The sequence below is a fragment of the Ensifer adhaerens genome, assembly GCF_002007205.1.
GTDB lineage: Bacteria > Pseudomonadota > Alphaproteobacteria > Rhizobiales > Rhizobiaceae > Ensifer > Ensifer adhaerens_D.
Genome location: NZ_LAZS01000001.1, coordinates 257,202 through 274,353, shown reverse-complemented (window position 1 = coordinate 274,353; position 17,152 = coordinate 257,202). Strand labels below are relative to the sequence as shown.

The following is a 17,152-nucleotide window of genomic DNA, read 5'->3' as shown; positions in this document are numbered from 1 at the left end:
TTAACAAATCAATAATTTCGGCCCGGGCCCTGCTAGACCAGCACTTTGCGGCGAGAAAGCGGCGCAGCTGCCACAATCCCCGCCGCAAATCGGGTCACGCTATTCGAGCAGCGGCGACCAGGCCGGGTCGGATGCGAAGCCCTTCGTCTGGATCAGCTGCTCGTTGTAGCCGGAGAGATCGATCGAATAGAGCTGCGGTCCGCCGGAGCCGGCGCCCTGGCGGAAGAACATCAGGACGCGGCCGTTCGGTGCCCAGGTCGGGCCTTCGTTGTGGAAGCCCGTCGTCAGGATGCGCTCGCTCGAACCATCGGTCTTCATCACGCCGATCGAGAACTTGCCGCCCGACTGCTTGGTGAAGGCGATCAGATCGCCGCGCGGAGACCAGACCGGGGTCGAATAGGAGCCGTCGCCGAAGGAGATGCGGCGCTGGCCGGAGCCATCCGCACCCATGACGTAGATCTGCTGGCGACCGCCGCGGTCGCTTTCAAAGGCGATCTGGCTGCCGTCGGGCGAATAGGACGGCGCGGTATCGATCGCAGCGGTGTTGGTGAGACGCGTTGTCGTGCGCGAGCGCAGATCCATGGTGTAGATGTTGGCGTTGCCGTCCTGCTGCAGGCTCATGATCACGCGCTGGCCATCCGGCGAGAAGCGCGGCGAGAAGGTCATGCCGGGGAAGTTGCCGACGACTTCGCGCTGTCCGGTTTCCAGCTGCAGCAGGTAGACGCGCGGCTGCTGGTTCTCGAACGACATGTAGGTGACTTCCTGACGGTTCGGCGAGAAGCGCGGCGTCAGAACGATGTCGTTGGAGTTGGTGAGCGCCCGGGCATTGAAGCCGTCCTGGTCCATGATGGCGAGCTGACGCTTGCGCGCCGTCTTCGGGCCGCTTTCGGCGACATAGACGATGCGGGTGTCGAAGTAGCCCTTCTCGCCGGTGATGCGCTCATAAATGGCATCGGCGATGATATGGGCGACGCGGCGCCAGTTTTCCGGCTGGGTGAAGAACTGCTGGCCGGTCATCTGCGAGCCGCCGAACGTATCCCACAGGCGGAACTCCGCCTTCAGCCTGCCGTCACCTTCCTGCGTCACGCGGCCGGTGACGATCGCCTGTGCGTTGATGACCTTCCAGTCCTCAAAGCGCGGCGTCGCGTCCGGGTTGCTGATCTTCTCGATGAAGGCACCCTTGTTGATCGGCGCGAACAGACCCGAACGCTTGAGGTCGGCTGCGACCACGTCGGAGATTTTCTGGCCGAGTTCGCCCTGAAGGAAATCGGTGACAGCAATCGGCAGCGGTTCGACGTTGCCCTTGTTGATGTTGATTTCAACTTCAGCATTCGCCGGCGTCACCGCCGCCACGACGGCGACTAACATGCCCGCGGCCACCATCATGGCGCGGATAAGAGAGACCTTGATCATAGAGACAAGCCTTTCAGCTTCTTACGAAGGGTTTGCAGGGTTGGTTTGCTATCCGGCATGGGTTCCAATCCCGGCAGCTCTAGAGTGCGAATTCCGAGGGATCGAAGTTCAGCACGAGGGTATTCCATCCTTTATCGCCCTCATATTTTTCAGGCGGCAGGTTCTGTAGCGGGGCCGAGCGACGGATCGCACGCAAGGTGCTGCTTTCAACGGCGCGACGCGTACCTTCGGGGCCACCGGTTGCGGTCACTTCGGGCGTGCCGACGATGTTGCCCGACGGATCGAGCTGCACGCGGACCGTGACACGGACTTCCTCGACGCCGGTCAGGCCCGGTGTCAGCGACCAGTTGCCCTGAATCTGGCCCTTCACGCCGTCGATCTCGTTGGCGCTGAGGCCCACGCCAATGGTCTTCTTGCCGCCGAGAGCCGCTTCTTGCGTCGAGCGCTTGGCACCACCGGCGGACGGATCCTGCCGGTTGAGCAGCGCGGCAATCTCGTCGGCGTTGAACTTGCTTTCCTCGGTGGAGGCCGCCTTCTTCTGTTCCTTCGGCGTTGCCTCGTTCTTGCGCTCAGGCGTCTTTGCGCTCTGGGCCGGCTTTTCGACCTTCGGCTTTGCAGCCGGCGTCGGCACCTTCTCAGGCAGCGCTTCGGCTTCCGGGTTCTCCGCCGGCTTTTCTTCGGCGGGCGCCGGCTCCGGCTTCGTCTCCGGCTTCACTTCCTGCTTCGGTTCCGGCAGGGCAGCGACTTCGGTCGCAGGCTCGGAAGCGGGCTTCGTCTCTTCGACCTTCTTGATTTCCTGCTCGACCGGATCGGGCGTCGGTTCGGGCTTTTCGTTCTTTTCAGGCGACGCCGTGGCTTCGCTCTTCGACGGCTTGGCGTTCGGCGTCGGCGGCGTCTTCAGGTCGGTGTCGTTGTCGCCGACATTTTCGGCCGGCTGGTTCGTCTCCGGCCGCTTGGTCGGAACCGGCGACGACGTCTCCTTCTTCGGGGCTTTCTTGTCGCCCTGCTGAACCTGGGTCATTTCCGAATAGGGAACGATGTCGACAGGCAAAGCCTCGACGTCGGCGACCTGGAAGTCAGCCGGGCTGCCAAGCGACACCAGCGCCCAGGTCAAGACCATGGCGTGGAGGACAGCAGATGTAGCGAGACTGCCCTTCATCGTGGACGATCACTTTTCCTGTTCTTGCAGCGTGACGAGGCCGAGGTTCTTGAAACCGGCGGCCGAGATGCGGGCCATGACCTTCATGACCGTGCCGTAGTCGGCATTGGTGTCGCCGCGCACATAGATGCGTTCGTTGTAGCCGGTGGTGGCGATCGCCTCGAGCTTCGGCACGACCTCATCGATCGCGATCGGCGTCTCCTGCAGGTAGATCTCGCCAGCCGGGTTGACCGAAACGGTGATCGGCTGCGTATCGGAATTGAGCGCCTTTGCCTGCGTCTCCGGCAGGTCGATCGGCACGCCGACCGTCATCATCGGTGCTGCCACCATGAAGATGATCAGGAGCACGAGCATGACGTCGACGAACGGCGTGACGTTGATCTCGCTCATCATGGCTTTCTTGCCGCCGCGGCGACGACGTCCGCCGCCCGAACCCTTGGCTCCGCCAACCGACATACCCATCAGCGTGGTCTCCGTACTTTCTGGCGATTACTGCGCGGCCTGACGCGGGCTCTGCAGCTTCTCGTCGATCTGGCGCGACAGGATGGCGGAGAACTCGTCGGCAAACGCTTCCATGCGGGCCGAGAGCTTGCCGGCATCGGCCGAGAACTTGTTGTAGGCGATAACGGCCGGGATAGCGGCAAGCAGACCGATCGCGGTGGCAAGCAGCGCCTCGGCAATACCGGGCGCCACGACCGCAAGGTTGGTCGATTTCGAGCCGGCGATCGCCTGGAACGAGGTCATGATACCGACGACCGTACCGAAAAGACCGATGAACGGAGCAGCCGAACCGATGGTCGCGAGCGAGCCGAGGCGGGCTTCTAGCGATTCCGATTCACGGGCGAGCGTTACGTCCATGGCGCGGTCGATACGCATCTGCAGGCCGATCGGCGAACGGGCGCCGCGCTCGAAGCTCTTCTTCCATTCGCGCATGGCCGACACGAAAATCGCCCCCATGCCGGCGGTCTGCCGGTCGGCAAGCGTCCGGTAGAGTTCTTCCAGCGATTGGCCGGACCAGAACACCTGCTCGAAGCTGTCGAGCTGGCGACGAACGCGACCGTAGTTCAGCGTCTTGTCGACGACGATCGCCCAGGTCCAGACGGAGGCTGCGACCAGCCCCAGCATGACCAGCTTCACGACGAAGCCCGCTTGCATGAATAGCGACCAAAGGCTCACATCGTGCGTCGCCGCGGCCAATCCAACCTGTTCCATCGTCTTCAGTCCCCGAATCCAAACACCCGGCAAGAGCGGTTCATGCTCGTGACCGGGTAGCCCAAACGTCCTGTTTGCAAGAGTGCCCGGCACCGCCGCAGATCGCACCATCGCGACCTTAATTAGCTTTAGGTTGCCTTCTTGCCGTCAATTTTGGTCAAAGGATGACGTGCACCGCACAAATCCTGATGCGATGATTAAGACACCATTATGGTTAAGAGACCGTTACTGCAGTGTGTCTTTGCAGCATCGCCCGGCGCGGGAACTTAGGTTGGCCGAGTACGTTCCTAAGCATGGCTCAGCGGACGACACGACAGCGCGGCGAACGAAAGCCCTCACCGGATTTTGATCCTCGGGACCGATTGATTCTCGCCCTTTACGCCGAGCTCAAGGCCGAGCGGGAGACCCGCGCCGCCCTGGAGGACGCAATCGCGCAGGGCGTCGTGTCGCCGGAAATCCTCCGGGCCATCATCTCCGATCCGGTTCCCGTGGTGACGCAAGAAGACATTGTCCGCATCGAACGGGTCCTCGCCCTCGACACAGCCCGGTCGGCTATCGAGCTTGACGAAGCGCCGACCGTCCGGCGCCTCCGTGGAGGCGGGTGATGGCGTCTCCTCGCAACCCGCTTGCCGAATACAACAAACGCCGCAACTTCAGCGAGACGCGCGAACCGAAGGGCAAGCTTGGGCGGGGCCAGTCCGGGCGCATGCGCTTCCTCGTGCAGAAACACGACGCGACGCGCCTCCACTATGATTTCCGACTGGAATGGGACGGCGTGCTGAAAAGCTGGGCCGTGACCCGCGGGCCGAGCCTCAATCCGAAGGACAAACGTCTCGCCGTTCGAACCGAAGACCATCCGCTGGCCTATGGCGACTTCGAAGGGACGATCCCAAAGAAGCAGTATGGCGGCGGCACCGTGATGTTGTGGGACACCGGCTGGTGGGAGCCCGAAAACGATCCGGACGAGGGCTTGCGCGAGGGCAAGCTGGCGTTCCATCTTCACGGTCAGCGCATGCAAGGCGGGTGGGCATTGGTGCGGATGCGGCCACGCCCCGGTGAAAAGCGCGGGAACTGGCTGCTGATCAAGGAGGGTGACGAGAGTGCCTCCAAGGACGGCGACGCTCTGCTGGAGGACCATCTGACGAGCGTCGCCACCGGCCGCACCATGAGCGAGATTGCCGATGGGAAGGGCGAACGCAAGAAGCATGTCTGGACCTCCGGAACGGAGGGCAAGGAGACGAAGGCCGTGACAGTCGAAACGCCGAAAACCGCGAAGAAACAAACCACCGCCGCCAAGCCCGCGAACGCGAAGGGTCACCCGTCCTCGTCGGAGGACACCGTCCTCGGCGTGCGGATCACCCATCCGGACCGCATCCTGTTTGCGGGCCAGGGCATCAGCAAACTCGATCTCGCCCGCTACTACGCCGTCGTCGCCGATCGCATCCTGCCTTATGCGGCAGAGCATCTTCTGTCGCTCGTCCGCGCCCCCCAGGGCGTCAAGGGTCCGCGTTTCTACCAGAAGCATGCCGGCGACGGTTTTCCCGACGAGATCAAGGAAATCCCCGTCGAGGAAAGCTCCGGCGAGACGGAAAACTACATGTATGTCAGCGACGCCAAGGGCTTGGTCGCCGCGGTCCAGATGGGTACGCTGGAGTTCCATATTTGGGGATCGCGTGCCGACAAGCTTGAGGTGCCCGATCGACTGGTCTTCGATCTCGATCCTGACGAGGGTCTCGACTTCGAACTGGTCAAGGGCGCGGCCATGGCCTTGCGCGATGCTCTCGACGAGGCCGGGCTGAAATCGGCCCCGATGGTCACGGGCGGAAAGGGGGTCCATGTCATCGTTCCGCTGACGACCCGCGCCGCCTGGCCGCAAGCCAAGGCCTTTGCCAAGACCTTTGCGCAAGGTTTCGCCGATCGCGAACCCGACCGGTTCATCGCCACCATGTCGAAGGAAAAGCGCAAGGGACGCATCTTCATCGACTGGCTGAGGAACGAGCGCGGCGCGACGGCGATTGCCCCCTACTCGACCCGAGCGCGCGCCGACGGACCGGTCGCAACACCCATCAGCTGGGACGAACTTGCCGATCTCAAGTCCGCCAACAGCTTCCACATCCCGGATATTCTCGAGCGGATCGAAAATGGCACACATCCCTGGCAGGATATGGCCAAGGTCAGGCAGTCGCTGACCAAGACGATCCTCGACAAGTTCGGTGCGAACGAGGCGGACTAGACTGCCTCCGTTGGAGCATCAGCGACCTAGCCGGCGCTCTCCTTCGCATGATGGAACTTGTAGGCCAGCGCCTCCGGCAGCCGCCGCGGGCGGCCCTGTCCGTTGATCACGGCGATGATCACCTTGGCGGCGATCAGCAACGTCTCGCCGCGGCGGATCTCCTGCTGCAGCACCATCTTGGCGCCGCCGGCCTTCTCGGTCACAGTCGTGATCGTCAGGATGTCGTCCATGCGCGCCGGCAGCTTGAAGTCGATCTCCATGCGGTGCACGACGAAGACGAGCCCCTCGCTGTCGCCCTCGATGGCCAGCGTCGCCTGTTCGACGCCGAGCAGCCTGAGGAAATCGGTGCGGGCACGTTCCATGAAATGCAGGTAGCGGGCGTGATAGACGACGCCGGAAAAATCGGTGTCTTCGTAATAGACGCGCTGGATCAGCCGATGGCCGTTTTCGGTCAGTTCGCCTGCGAGCGAAATCAGGGACATACTTTTCTCCGAAAGAATTTCCCGTTTCCTGTGCAGGAACAAAAAGCCGTTTGCAAGCATTGCAGCCTTGTCACAATCCTATCCTATCACGTGACGGACTTCCCTTGCGATCAGGAGAACGTGCATGAAGATTGCAATTCTCGGCGGCGACGGTTTCGTCGGCTGGCCCACGGCCCTTCATTTGTCCGATGCCGGTCACGACGTTCACATCCTCGACAATCTCTCCCGCCGATGGATCGATACGGAACTTGGCGTGCAATCCTTAACGCCGATGGATTCGATCCAGGAACGCACCCGCATCTGGCATGCCGAAACCGGCCGCCGCATCCATTTCAACCTGATCGATCTTGCCCGCGACTACGAGCTCTTGAAGAACTGGCTCGCCGAGCACCGCCCGGACGCCATCGTGCACTTCGCCGAGCAGCGCGCCGCGCCCTATTCGATGAAGAGCGACCGCCACAAGAACTACACGGTCAACAACAACGTCAACGCCACGCATAATCTTCTGAACGCGCTGGTCGAACTCGGGCTCGACGCCCATCTCGTGCATCTCGGCACCATGGGCGTCTACGGTTACTCCACCATCGGTGCGGCGATCCCCGAAGGGTATCTGCCCGTCGGCATCGAGACCATGGGCGGCGAAACCGTCAGCCAGGAAATCCTCTATCCGTCCAATCCCGGCTCGATCTACCACATGACCAAGTGCCTGGATCAGTTGCTCTTCCAGTTCTATGCGAAGAACGATGGCCTCCGGATCACCGACCTGCACCAGGGCATCGTCTGGGGCACGCATACCGAGCAGACCCGCCGTCACGCCCAGTTGATCAACCGCTTCGACTATGACGGCGACTATGGCACCGTGCTCAATCGCTTCCTCATCCAGGCGGCGATCGGCTATCCGCTGACGGTGCACGGCACCGGCGGCCAGACGCGCGCCTTCATCCACATCCAGGATTCGGTGCGCTGCATCGAGTTGGCGCTGAAGAACCCGCCGGCACGCGGCAGCCGTGTCGAGATCTTCAACCAGATGACCGAAACCCACCGGGTGCGCGACCTCGCCGAGATGATTGCATCGATATCAGGCGCTGAGATCGCCTGGCTGCCCAATCCGCGCAAGGAAGCCGCCGAGAACGAGCTCGTCGTGCACAATGAGAAGTTCCTGGGCCTCGGACTTCACCCGACACGGCTGCAGGACGGATTGCTTTCGGAAATCGTCGATGTCGCCAAGAAATTCGCCTATCGTGTCGATAGAACGCGCGTGCCCGCCGTCTCCGCCTGGACCAAGGACATCGCGCCGCTCATCAACCACGACCCAGAGGGCAAGCGGCTGAAATCCGTTTCATGACATCGAACGATCCTTCGGAGGGGCTTGTCCCCTCCTCTCCTCCGTCTGCCGACCATGCCTTCGTGACGCTCGTCACCAACGCCGACTATGCGCTCGGCGCCCGTGCGCTGGCGCGCTCCATACGCCTCACGGATACCAGGGCGGATATCGTCGTGCTTCATACCGGCGGCGTATCGCTCGAAGCGCTGTCGCCGCTTGCGGAATTCGGCTGCCGCCTCGCCGAGACAGATCTCCTTCCGCTTTCCGAGGCCTTCAACGCGCGCCACGCCCGGCGCAACGTGCACGGCAAGGCGCCCTTCACCAAGGGCCGCAAGCCGGGCTTCCACTCGCCGCTCGACAACTTCTGCAAGCTCCGGCTCTGGCAGCTCACCGAATATCGGCGCTGCGCCTTCATCGACGCCGACGCGATCGTGCTCAAGAACATCGACCGGCTGTTTGCCTATCCGGAATTCTCAGCGGCGCCCAATGTCTACGAAAGCCTTGCGGACTTTCATCGGCTGAATTCCGGCGTCTTCGTCGCCGAACCGTCATTGGCGACATTCGACACGATGCTCACCCGTCTCGATGCGCCGGACGCCTTCTGGCCGCGCACCGACCAGACCTTTCTTCAAGAGTTCTTCCCGGACTGGCACGGCCTGCCGGTGACGATGAACATGCTGCAATATGTCTGGTTCAACCTGCCCGAACTCTGGGACTGGCGCTCGATCGGCGTGCTGCACTACCAGTACGAAAAGCCCTGGGAGAAGGATCACCCGCGCGCCGAGGCCTTGCGGCCGCTGATCGATCTCTGGCACGCCTATCTGACCGGACAAAGCATTCCAGACATCGCGTCGCTCGGCAATCCGGCGCGCCCATGAGCCGGGTTCTGGTTTCCGGCGGCACCGGCTTCGTTGGCCGCTTCATCGTCGAACACCTGCTGCGGAACGGCTGTGAGGTTACAGTCGGCGGCCGCACATCACCCGCCCCCGGCCTTTTCTCAAAGCCGGTCGGCTTCGTTCCGCTTGCGCTCGATCCGAACCTCGACCAGACCGCCGCCTTCGCCGGAATGCAGGGTTTTGTCCATGCCGCCTTCGAACATGTGGAAGGCAAGTATCGCGGCGGCGAAGGCGATGATCCCGACGGTTTCCGGCGTGCCAACATCGATGGCTCTTGCCGACTGTTCGAAGCGGCGCGCACCGCCGGCGTCAAACGCTGCGTGTTCCTGTCGAGCCGGGCCGTCTACGGCAGCCGGTTGGCCGGCACGATCGACGAGACCACTCTTGCGGAACCGGACACGCTCTATGGCGAAGTGAAGCGCGCGGCCGAAAACCATCTCCGCGCGCTTGCCACCGACGATTTTTGCGCCACGAGCCTGCGCGTGACCGGGGTCTATGGCGCGGCCGGTTCCGGCAAGAGACACAAATGGGCCGAGCTTTTTTCAGCCTACCTTGAAGGGCGGCCAATCGAGCCTCGGATCGGAACGGAGGTTCACGGCGACGACGTCGGCGCGGCCGTACGCCTGATGCTCGAAGCCGATGCGGATACGGTCAGCGGCGAGGTCTTCAACGTCTCCGATCTGCTGCTCGACACCAGGCAGATTTTGGCGATCGTACAGGCGCTGACGGAATGCCCCCATCTACTGCCGGAGGCCGCCGCGACGGAGGGCTATCTCGTCATGTCGACTGGCAAGCTGCGCGCACTTGGCTGGCAACCGGGCGGTACGGATCGGCTGGAGACAACCATCCAGGCGTTGATCGGCGGTCACAGCCGCGCGTGAGGCAGGCGGCATGTTCACGCCTGCCGCTAGCCGAGATCGATCACGACGATTTCCGGCGGCACGCCGAAGCGAACCGGCGCCAATGAGCAGCCGAGACCGCCGGACACGATCAGATTGCAGTCGTTCTCGACCATATGACCATAGGCGTAGCGGTCGCCGAAGCGCGACGGCACGACCGGCGCATAGCCGAGAAGCCGCACCTGACCGCCATGGGTATGGCCCGATAGCGTCAGGGCCACGCGCGAGGGAACGCGCGGAAAGACATCCGGTTCATGCGCCAGGAGGATGACGGGATCGCCATCGCTGACCTGCGCCAGCGTGCCGTCGAGATCGTCCAGGCCCCCCATGTGCCGGCGCTTCCATTTTTTGCCCGGCAACAGCGCAAGCTGATCTTCAAGGCCGGCAATCCAGAAGCCCTGACCTTCCTTCTCGAACCGGGCGGCACGGTTGCTGTAGACGTTGATGCCGACATCCTGGAGCGCCTTGTGTCCGAAGGTTGGACCGCCGCCGTTTCGCTGCGCGGTCTTATCCTCCCACCAGTCGTGGTTGCCCATGACGGCATGGACGCCGAGCGGGGCGCTCAGCGTCGCAAGCGCCTTCGACCATTCGCTGGAATGCACGTAGCTGGTGACGAGATTCATGCCGGCGGCATAGTCGCCGAGCAGCACCGTCACGTCGCCGCCGAGAGCGTTGGCCTGGCGGCAGATCGAAGCGATACGGCTCGCCGGCATCCAGGGCTCGCAGGCATGGATATCGGCAAGCGCCACCACGCGCAGCTTCAGCCCGGGCGTCCAGCCGGGCGGCGTCAGGCGGTAGCGGGTGACGTTCAAGCGGGCCAGCGGCTCTACGGCAAAGGCGTAGCCGCCGAGTGCCGCCATGCTGGCGATCCCGCCGCCGATCAACTTGAGCAATCCGCGGCGGGTGATCACCTATTCGTCCTCTAATGTCAGGCGAAACTGAGCCGCCTCGACTTCCTTGGGTGGATTGAGGCCGATATGTTTCCAGGCATTGGCGGTCAAAATGCGGCCGCGCGGCGTGCGCTGGATAAAACCCTGCTGGATCAGATAGGGCTCGATAATGTCTTCGATCGCGTCGCGCGGCTCCGAAAGCCCCGCAGCGATCGTCTCGATGCCGACAGGCCCGCCGGCGAAATTCTGCGCGATCATGAAGAGATAGCGGCGGTCGAGCTGGTCGAGCCCCATATTGTCGACGAGAAGCCGGGTCAGCGCCTCGTCGGCGATTTGCTTCGTCACCGCTTCGGCGCGCGCCACTTCGGCGAAATCGCGCACCCGGCGCAACAGCCGGCCGGCAATGCGCGGCGTGCCGCGGGCGCGGCGCGCGATCTCGCGCGCGCCGTCGTCGGTCATGCCAAGGCCCATCAGCCGGGCGCCGCGGCGAACGATCGATTCCAGTTCCTCGACCGTGTAGAAATTGAGCCGCACCGGAATGCCGAAACGGTCGCGAAGCGGCGTCGTCAAGAGACCGAGACGGGTGGTTGCCGCCACCAGCGTGAACTTCGACAGATCGATCTTGACTGAGCGCGCCGCCGGGCCTTCGCCGATAATCAGGTCGAGCTGGAAATCCTCCATCGCCGGATAGAGGATTTCTTCGACCGCCGGATTGAGGCGGTGGATTTCGTCGATGAAGAGCACGTCGCGCTCTTCGAGATTGGTGAGCAAGGCCGCAAGGTCGCCGGCCTTGGCGATAACAGGACCGGAGGTCGAGCGGAAATTGACGCCGAGCTCCTTGGCCATGATCTGCGCAAGCGTCGTCTTGCCGAGACCGGGCGGGCCGACAAAGAGCACGTGGTCGAGTGCCTCACCGCGGTTCTTGGCGGCCTCGATGAAGATCTTCAGGTTGGCGCGTGCTTCCGCCTGGCCGGTAAACTCGTCCAGCGACTGCGGGCGCATCGTCGCGTCGAGGTCCTCGCCGCGCTTTTCCGGAGTTATCAGGCGTGCCGCATCAGTCATGCATTCGTTCCAATCGGTGGCGATCGTGGCGCAGGCTCATGCACCGCGCCCGGCCTGTTCCGTTCTGCCTTGCGCGTTCCCGCAAGGCAAGCGCTCATCGCGCCAGTTCCTTCAGACCCAGGCGAATGAGCTTGGCGCTGTCACCACCCTCGCCGCCATTTTTCAGCGCCGCTGCAACTGCATTGGCCGCCTGGTCGCGCGAGTAGCCGAGATTGGTGAGAGCAGAGACCGCATCCGAAACCGGTGCGGACGCAACGCCTTCGCCGAGTTCCTGTTTGAGCCCGATCGACGCCGACATTTCGCCGGCAAAGGCCGGTGCCTTGTTCTTCAGTTCCGTGACGATACGCACCGCCACCTTGGGGCCAACGCCCGGGGCGCGCGACACCGAGGTCTTGTCCTGCAGCGCGATGGCATTGGCAAGCTCGCCCGGCGTTAGGGTGGAGAGAACGGCCAGCGCCACCTTCGAGCCGACCCCCTGCACGCTCTGCAGCAGGCGGAACCATTCGCGTTCCAGCGCCGTCAGGAAGCCGAACAGCTTCAATTGGTCCTCGCGCACATAGGTCTCTATGAAGAGTATCGCCGCCTCGCCCGCCGAACCGAGCCTGGACAAGGTGCGCGCCGAACAAAAGGCAACGTAGCCGACGCCGTGCACATCGAGCACGACGTGATCTTCGCCGATCTCGTCGATGGTACCCTTCAATTTGCCGATCATGTGGCGTCTCTCGCGGTGGGAGTTCAGGATGGTCACCGGACCATCGGAAAATATCGTGTCCGGCGCAACTACGCCATCAATGCGGCAAGCCGGCTCGTCACCGATTGGCGGTTGTGGGCATGGCAGATGGCGATCGCCAGCGCGTCCGCCGCGTCATTGCCCTTGAACTCCACCTTCGGCATCAGAACCTTGATCATCATGTGGATCTGCTGCTTCTCGCCATGGCCAACGCCGATCACAGCCTTCTTGACCGCGTTCGGCGCATATTCGGCAACCCTCAGGCCCGCGAGTGCCGGCACCAGCATGGCGATGCCGCGCGCCTGTCCGAGCTTCAGCGTTGCCGTCGCGTCCTTGTTGACGAAGGTCTGCTCCACCGCCGCCTCGTGCGGCTGGTAGCTGTGCACCACTTCGGCAAGGCCGTCGTGCAACTGACAGAGCCGGGAGGCGAGGTCCATGTCGCCATCGGAGGTCACGGTTCCGGAGGCGACGAACCGCAGCGAATTGCCAAGCGTCTCGATGATGCCCCAGCCGGTGCGCCGAAGCCCCGGATCGATGCCGATGATGCGAATCGTGGTCTGCATGAAATTCACCCTATGACTAGAGCCCGGACGCTGCCAGCAAAAAGTGAACAAAACAAAAACATACGCACAGGTGAAACGGGGCGCCAGGATTTCTTCGCCATCACCCTTGGATTGAGGAAAATTGAGCTTACATAGCCTTCAATCAATTTCTCTCAATGAAGGCCCTTGCCATGGCGACTTTCTCCGTCCTCGATCTTTCCCCGATCACCGAAGGCGGCAGCGTCGCCCAATCGCTGGAGAATTCGCGCCGGCTGGCCCAGGCGGCCGAAGAGAACGGCTACAACAGGTTCTGGCTGGCCGAACATCACGGCATGAAGGGCATCGCCAGTGCCGCGACCTCGCTGGTGATCTCGCACGTGGCGGCCGCCACCAAGACGATCCGCGTCGGCTCCGGTGGCATCATGCTGCCGAACCACTCGCCGCTCGTCATCGCCGAGCAGTTCGGCACGCTCGCCGCCCTTTATCCCGGCCGCATCGACCTTGGCCTCGGCCGCGCACCCGGAACCGACATGCGCACCGCCCAGGCGCTTCGCCGCAACATGGAGGCGAGCGGCAACAACTTCCCGAATGACGTCGTCGAACTCCAGGCGCTGCTCGGACCGGTGGCCGAGGACCAGAAGATCATTGCCGTTCCCGGCGCCGATACCAACGTGCCGATCTGGCTGCTCGGCTCCAGCCATTTCAGCGCCCATCTCGCCGGCATGCTCGGCCTGCCCTTCGCGTTCGCGTCGCACTTCGCGCCAGACATGCTGCTCTCGGCGCTCGAGATCTATCGCGAGCGCTTCACCCCCTCCGAAACGCTCGCCAAGCCGCAGGTCATGGTCGGGGTGATGGGTGTCGCCGCCGACACGGACGAGGAAGCGAACTACCTCTTCAGCTCGATGCAGCAGTCCTTCGTGGCGCTGCGCCGCAATGCGCGCGGACGGTTCCCGCCGCCGGTTAAGTCCATGGATGGGCTCTGGAGCTATGACGAAAAGATCTTCGTCGATCATTCGATGATGTATGCGGTCGTCGGCGGGCCGGACACGATCCGCCGCAAGATCGCGGCCTTCCTGGATGAGACGAAGGCCGACGAGCTGATCATCTCCATGCCGATCTTCGACATGGAGGCGCGCCTGCATTCGCTTCGCCTTTTCGCCGACGCGCGGAAGGAACTCGCGAAGGCGGCCTGACGAAGAGATCAGCTTGCGCCGAAAGCCGGCGCGATCTCATCCATTCGCGAAAAGAACCGGTCCGGCCCGAGCCCTTGCAGGAAGACCGGGTCGGCGTAACCCCATCCGACAGCGCCGGCCGCGACGCCCGCCTTGCGCGCGGCCTCGATATCACGCGCTTCGTCGCCGATCGCCAGGATGCGCGACGGATCGAAACCGGAGTGACGGATGGCCTTCCTGAAATGCTGCGCCTTGCCGAAGAGCGCGGCACCGCACTCGTAAAGGTCGATGATCGCCGCCGCCTCGCCGAGTGCGGCTCGAATGCTCTCTTCCGCATTCGAGCTGACGATCGCAATCCCGACACCGGCAGCCTTCAGCCGCCCGAGCAGTTCGGCCGCTCCAGGAAACAGCCGGACGGATGCAGCCTCAGCCGCCATGGCGCGACGCATGAAGGTGGCGATCTGCGGCAACTTCCACATGGGCACGCCGAGGTGTGCAATGATTTCGCGGCTGCCCATGGTTCTCAGCGACTGGAACTCGTCAACCGACAGTTCGCGGAAGCCATAGCGCCGAGCGGCCGCGTTGCACGCCGCCATGAAGCTCGCCGCCGTATCGGCAAGCGTGCCGTCGAAATCAAAGATCGCGAAGTCGTAGGTCATGGGCCATCCAAAGAAAAACCCGTGCCCTTTCGGACACGGGTGCATTTCCCCGAAGCGATAGCTCGCCCGATCAGGCCGACAGCTTCGCCAGGATCTCGTCCGATACTTCGAAGTTCGAATAGACGTTCTGAACGTCGTCATCGTCTTCGAGAATGTCGATGAGCTTCATCAGCGACTGCGCCTTTTCCTCGTCGACCGGCACGGTGTTCTGGGCCTTCCAGATTGCCTTGACGGTTTCGGCTTCGCCGAGTGTGTCCTCGAGCGCCTTGGAAACATCGCCGATCGCTTCGAAACCGCAAATGATCGTATGACCGTCCTCGTCGGTGGTCACGTCGTCGGCGCCGGCCTCAATCGCCGCTTCCATCACCTTGTCGGCGTCGCCGACCGAGAGCTTGTAGGTGATTTCGCCGACGCGGTCGAAGGAGAAGGAAACCGAACCGGTTTCGCCGAGTGCGCCGCCGGCCTTGGTGAAGGTCGAGCGCACGTTGGAGGCCGTGCGGTTACGGTTGTCGGTCAGAGCTTCGACGATGACGGCAACGCCGCCCGGGCCGTAGCCCTCGTAGCGCACTTCTTCGTAGTTCTCCGCGTCACCGCCGGAGGCCTTCTTGATCGCCCGTTCGATGTTGTCCTTCGGCATCGACTGCGCCTTGGCGTTCTGGATCGCCAGGCGCAAGCGCGCGTTCATTGCCGGGTCGGGCATACCGGACTTGGCGGCAACCGTGATTTCGCGCGCGAGCTTGGAAAACATTTTCGAGCGCACCGCATCCTGACGGCCCTTGCGGTGCATGATGTTCTTGAACTGTGAATGGCCAGCCATGGCACCCTCTGCATGCATGAATTTGAATGGAATGGGGCGCCTTATAGTTTTATTGCCGCTTTCCGTCCAGCCGGGGCGCGGCTTTTCAGTTGGCCGACACCTGCGCCCGGCTCAGGAGGAAGCCGTGCCCGTCATCGCGACGGCAGGAGAGGCCAGTGCGCTCGGAAGCACAGGAGAACGGTCCGCGCGACCAGCTTTGCCCATAGTCGAGCACCTCATCGGCCGAGCAGCAGCTCGGGTCGCCAACGGCGTGATTGAGCATGGCACTCCCGGCACGGCCGAGGGTGGCGCGGACGTAGCGTGGCGCGACGATATCGCAGGAAAGCTCAGGCCCGCCGTCCTGAGGCTGGTAGATCGTCGTGCCGCCGGCTGGCGTATAGACGCAGCCGATATTGCCCGACGGCATCATGAACGTCTGCTGCTCGCCGGCGCGCTGGGCCGCGGTTTCGGGCATTGCTTGCGGCTGTTGCCCCTCGGGAGACGGCATGCGCGGTGGCGGCGCGCCGCCGGCTCCCGCAAGGGTCGAAAGGCAGAGGAAAAACGAAACGCCAACCGCAAGCAACTTCATCGGGCGATCCTAAAGCATGTCGCGCAAAATCCGACGCGGCTCTGCGATAACGACATGCAACAAATCAAAGACTGAAAGCGTGAAGCGCGTATCTGAAAGATCGCGCCGCGTTTTAGTGTTCAGACGCCCTTCAGAATATAAATCAGTGGTTTGCTTGGCAAGGAACGCAACGATACGGTGATGCTGGCGCTGTCTGCGAAGCGCTTGTCGTAGTCGTCACCGAACATGTCGAGGAAGGCGTCGATCGGCGGGCCGCGCCGGTGCATCGGCAGGATCAGCGATGAGCGCAGCCGGCTGACGACACGGCTCATGCTTTCCGCCCCCATGGTCAGGCCGCCATCGACCGGCACCATCAAGACGTCGAGCCTGCCGATCTGGCGATAGTGGCTGTCGTCGAGCTCGTGATGAAGATGCCCGAGATGTCCAACACAAAGGTCCGCCACCTCGAAGATGAAGATCGAGTTGCCGTCGTGCTCCATCGCCGCGCCGCCGGCGCGGATATCGGTGGTGACGTTGCGAATGTAAGCGTCCCCCACCACGAGGTCGTGGCGGGCGGGTCTGCCGTTATCGCCCCAGCCATGCAGCACATTCTCGATCGCCGGGTCGGGCGTCAGCGTGTAATGGCTCGCATGCGCCTTGTTCATCGTCGCGACCGTTGGCGGCGAAGACGGCGCGAACCAGCCATTGTAGTCCGTCGCGATCGAGATGCCGCCGGGCGTTTCGATCAGGAAGGTGGAGTGGCCGAGATAGCTGATCGTCACCTCGCCGACAGCAGTCTGCCGTTTCGTGGCGGCGGCCGGCGTGAAGCGGGCGAAGGTCGCCTGCGGCAGGGCCCTGGCGATTGCCTGGCATTGACTGGCGGCGGCCGGCTGTTGCTGCGCATGTGCGACCGACGGCCAGAAGACGTGGATGAGCCATATGGCGGCGAATGTGTAGACGAAGTACCGGAGCATCAGCCTTCACCTCTCTCACTTGCCGCCTGACCTCGGACCTGGAGGGCGCGGGGCAGGCAGGTGTTGAACAGCGAATGGAAGCCTTTGCCTTCGCTCGACCGAACGGTGGCGTCACGGGGCTGGGAGAGAATTGTTCAAGGC

Annotated in this window: 19 protein-coding genes; 6 read left to right on the top strand and 13 right to left on the bottom strand. The window is 63.1% G+C overall.

What is annotated here, in order from left to right; genetic code table 11:
- Window positions 1-99: 99 nt before the first annotated feature.
- The 4 genes from tolB to tolQ form a co-directional block, all read right to left on the bottom strand.
- Entirely contained in the window at window positions 100-1,386 is a 1,287-nt protein-coding gene (gene tolB, locus XB14_RS01245) for a Tol-Pal system beta propeller repeat protein TolB (protein WP_234803931.1), read from the bottom strand.
- Window positions 1,387-1,492: 106 nt separating this feature from the next.
- Window positions 1,493-2,572, bottom strand: a complete 1,080-nt coding sequence (locus tag XB14_RS01240; protein WP_077959803.1) for a hypothetical protein — start codon at window positions 2,570-2,572, stop codon at window positions 1,493-1,495.
- 9 nt (window positions 2,573-2,581) lie between these two features.
- Entirely contained in the window at window positions 2,582-3,034 is a 453-nt protein-coding gene (gene tolR / locus XB14_RS01235; protein ID WP_077959802.1) for a protein TolR, read from the bottom strand.
- Window positions 3,035-3,061: 27 nt separating this feature from the next.
- Window positions 3,062-3,784, bottom strand: a complete 723-nt coding sequence (tolQ, locus tag XB14_RS01230) for a protein TolQ (RefSeq protein WP_077959801.1) — start codon at window positions 3,782-3,784, stop codon at window positions 3,062-3,064.
- 293 nt (window positions 3,785-4,077) lie between these two features.
- Between tolQ and XB14_RS01225 the strand changes: the two genes are divergently transcribed.
- A complete protein-coding gene (locus tag XB14_RS01225) occupies window positions 4,078-4,389 on the top strand; it encodes a hypothetical protein (RefSeq protein ID WP_077959800.1) in 312 nt (103 codons plus the stop codon).
- Window positions 4,389-6,017 carry a non-homologous end-joining DNA ligase gene (ligD, locus tag XB14_RS01220; RefSeq protein ID WP_077959799.1) on the top strand — a complete coding sequence of 543 codons (1,629 nt, stop codon included), beginning with the start codon at window positions 4,389-4,391 and terminating at the stop codon, window positions 6,015-6,017. The genes XB14_RS01225 and ligD overlap by 1 nt, the downstream gene beginning before the upstream one ends.
- A 26-nt stretch (window positions 6,018-6,043) precedes the next feature.
- Here ligD and ybgC read toward each other — a convergent pair whose 3' ends face one another.
- Window positions 6,044-6,499: a tol-pal system-associated acyl-CoA thioesterase gene (ybgC, locus tag XB14_RS01215; protein WP_077959798.1), complete on the bottom strand. Its 456-nt coding sequence runs from the start codon at window positions 6,497-6,499 to the stop codon at window positions 6,044-6,046.
- Window positions 6,500-6,623: 124 nt separating this feature from the next.
- Between ybgC and XB14_RS01210 the strand changes: the two genes are divergently transcribed.
- Genes XB14_RS01210 through XB14_RS01200 form a run of 3 tightly spaced genes read left to right on the top strand, consistent with a single transcriptional unit; the run spans window position 6,624 to window position 9,600 of the window.
- Entirely contained in the window at window positions 6,624-7,844 is a 1,221-nt protein-coding gene (locus XB14_RS01210) for an NAD-dependent epimerase/dehydratase family protein (protein ID WP_077959797.1), read from the top strand.
- On the top strand, window positions 7,841-8,701 hold the full coding sequence (locus tag XB14_RS01205) for a glycosyltransferase (RefSeq protein WP_077959796.1): 861 nt from the start codon (window positions 7,841-7,843) through the stop codon (window positions 8,699-8,701). The genes XB14_RS01210 and XB14_RS01205 overlap by 4 nt, the downstream gene beginning before the upstream one ends.
- Window positions 8,698-9,600: an NAD-dependent epimerase/dehydratase family protein gene (locus tag XB14_RS01200; RefSeq protein WP_077959795.1), complete on the top strand. Its 903-nt coding sequence runs from the start codon at window positions 8,698-8,700 to the stop codon at window positions 9,598-9,600. The genes XB14_RS01205 and XB14_RS01200 overlap by 4 nt, the downstream gene beginning before the upstream one ends.
- A gap of 26 nt (window positions 9,601-9,626) precedes the next feature.
- On the opposite strand, the gene XB14_RS01195 is transcribed toward XB14_RS01200, so the two are convergent.
- The 4 genes from XB14_RS01195 to ruvC form a co-directional block, all read right to left on the bottom strand.
- Entirely contained in the window at window positions 9,627-10,529 is a 903-nt protein-coding gene (locus tag XB14_RS01195; protein ID WP_077959794.1) for a metallophosphoesterase, read from the bottom strand.
- Entirely contained in the window at window positions 10,530-11,570 is a 1,041-nt protein-coding gene (gene ruvB / locus XB14_RS01190; RefSeq protein ID WP_077959793.1) for a Holliday junction branch migration DNA helicase RuvB, read from the bottom strand.
- A 94-nt stretch (window positions 11,571-11,664) separates the two neighbouring features.
- Window positions 11,665-12,282 carry a Holliday junction branch migration protein RuvA gene (ruvA, locus tag XB14_RS01185; protein WP_077959792.1) on the bottom strand — a complete coding sequence of 206 codons (618 nt, stop codon included), beginning with the start codon at window positions 12,280-12,282 and terminating at the stop codon, window positions 11,665-11,667.
- Between the two features lie 68 nt (window positions 12,283-12,350).
- Window positions 12,351-12,863: a crossover junction endodeoxyribonuclease RuvC gene (ruvC, locus tag XB14_RS01180; RefSeq protein WP_077959791.1), complete on the bottom strand. Its 513-nt coding sequence runs from the start codon at window positions 12,861-12,863 to the stop codon at window positions 12,351-12,353.
- A gap of 170 nt (window positions 12,864-13,033) precedes the next feature.
- On the opposite strand from ruvC, the gene XB14_RS01175 reads away from it, so the two are divergent.
- A complete protein-coding gene (locus tag XB14_RS01175) occupies window positions 13,034-14,035 on the top strand; it encodes an LLM class flavin-dependent oxidoreductase (RefSeq protein ID WP_077959896.1) in 1,002 nt (333 codons plus the stop codon).
- Between the two features lie 8 nt (window positions 14,036-14,043).
- On the opposite strand, the gene XB14_RS01170 is transcribed toward XB14_RS01175, so the two are convergent.
- From XB14_RS01170 to XB14_RS01155, 4 genes are all read right to left on the bottom strand, one after another.
- On the bottom strand, window positions 14,044-14,673 hold the full coding sequence (locus XB14_RS01170; protein ID WP_077959790.1) for an HAD hydrolase-like protein: 630 nt from the start codon (window positions 14,671-14,673) through the stop codon (window positions 14,044-14,046).
- A 70-nt stretch (window positions 14,674-14,743) separates the two neighbouring features.
- On the bottom strand, window positions 14,744-15,490 hold the full coding sequence (locus XB14_RS01165) for a YebC/PmpR family DNA-binding transcriptional regulator (protein WP_077959789.1): 747 nt from the start codon (window positions 15,488-15,490) through the stop codon (window positions 14,744-14,746).
- An 85-nt stretch (window positions 15,491-15,575) separates the two neighbouring features.
- The gene (locus XB14_RS01160) at window positions 15,576-16,058 is read right to left on the bottom strand and encodes a hypothetical protein (protein WP_077959788.1); all 483 of its coding nucleotides are present in this window, start codon (window positions 16,056-16,058) and stop codon (window positions 15,576-15,578) included.
- Between the two features lie 119 nt (window positions 16,059-16,177).
- Complete coding sequence (locus tag XB14_RS01155; RefSeq protein ID WP_077959787.1) at window positions 16,178-17,014, bottom strand: MBL fold metallo-hydrolase; 837 nt, start codon at window positions 17,012-17,014, stop codon at window positions 16,178-16,180.
- Window positions 17,015-17,152 lie beyond the last annotated feature (138 nt).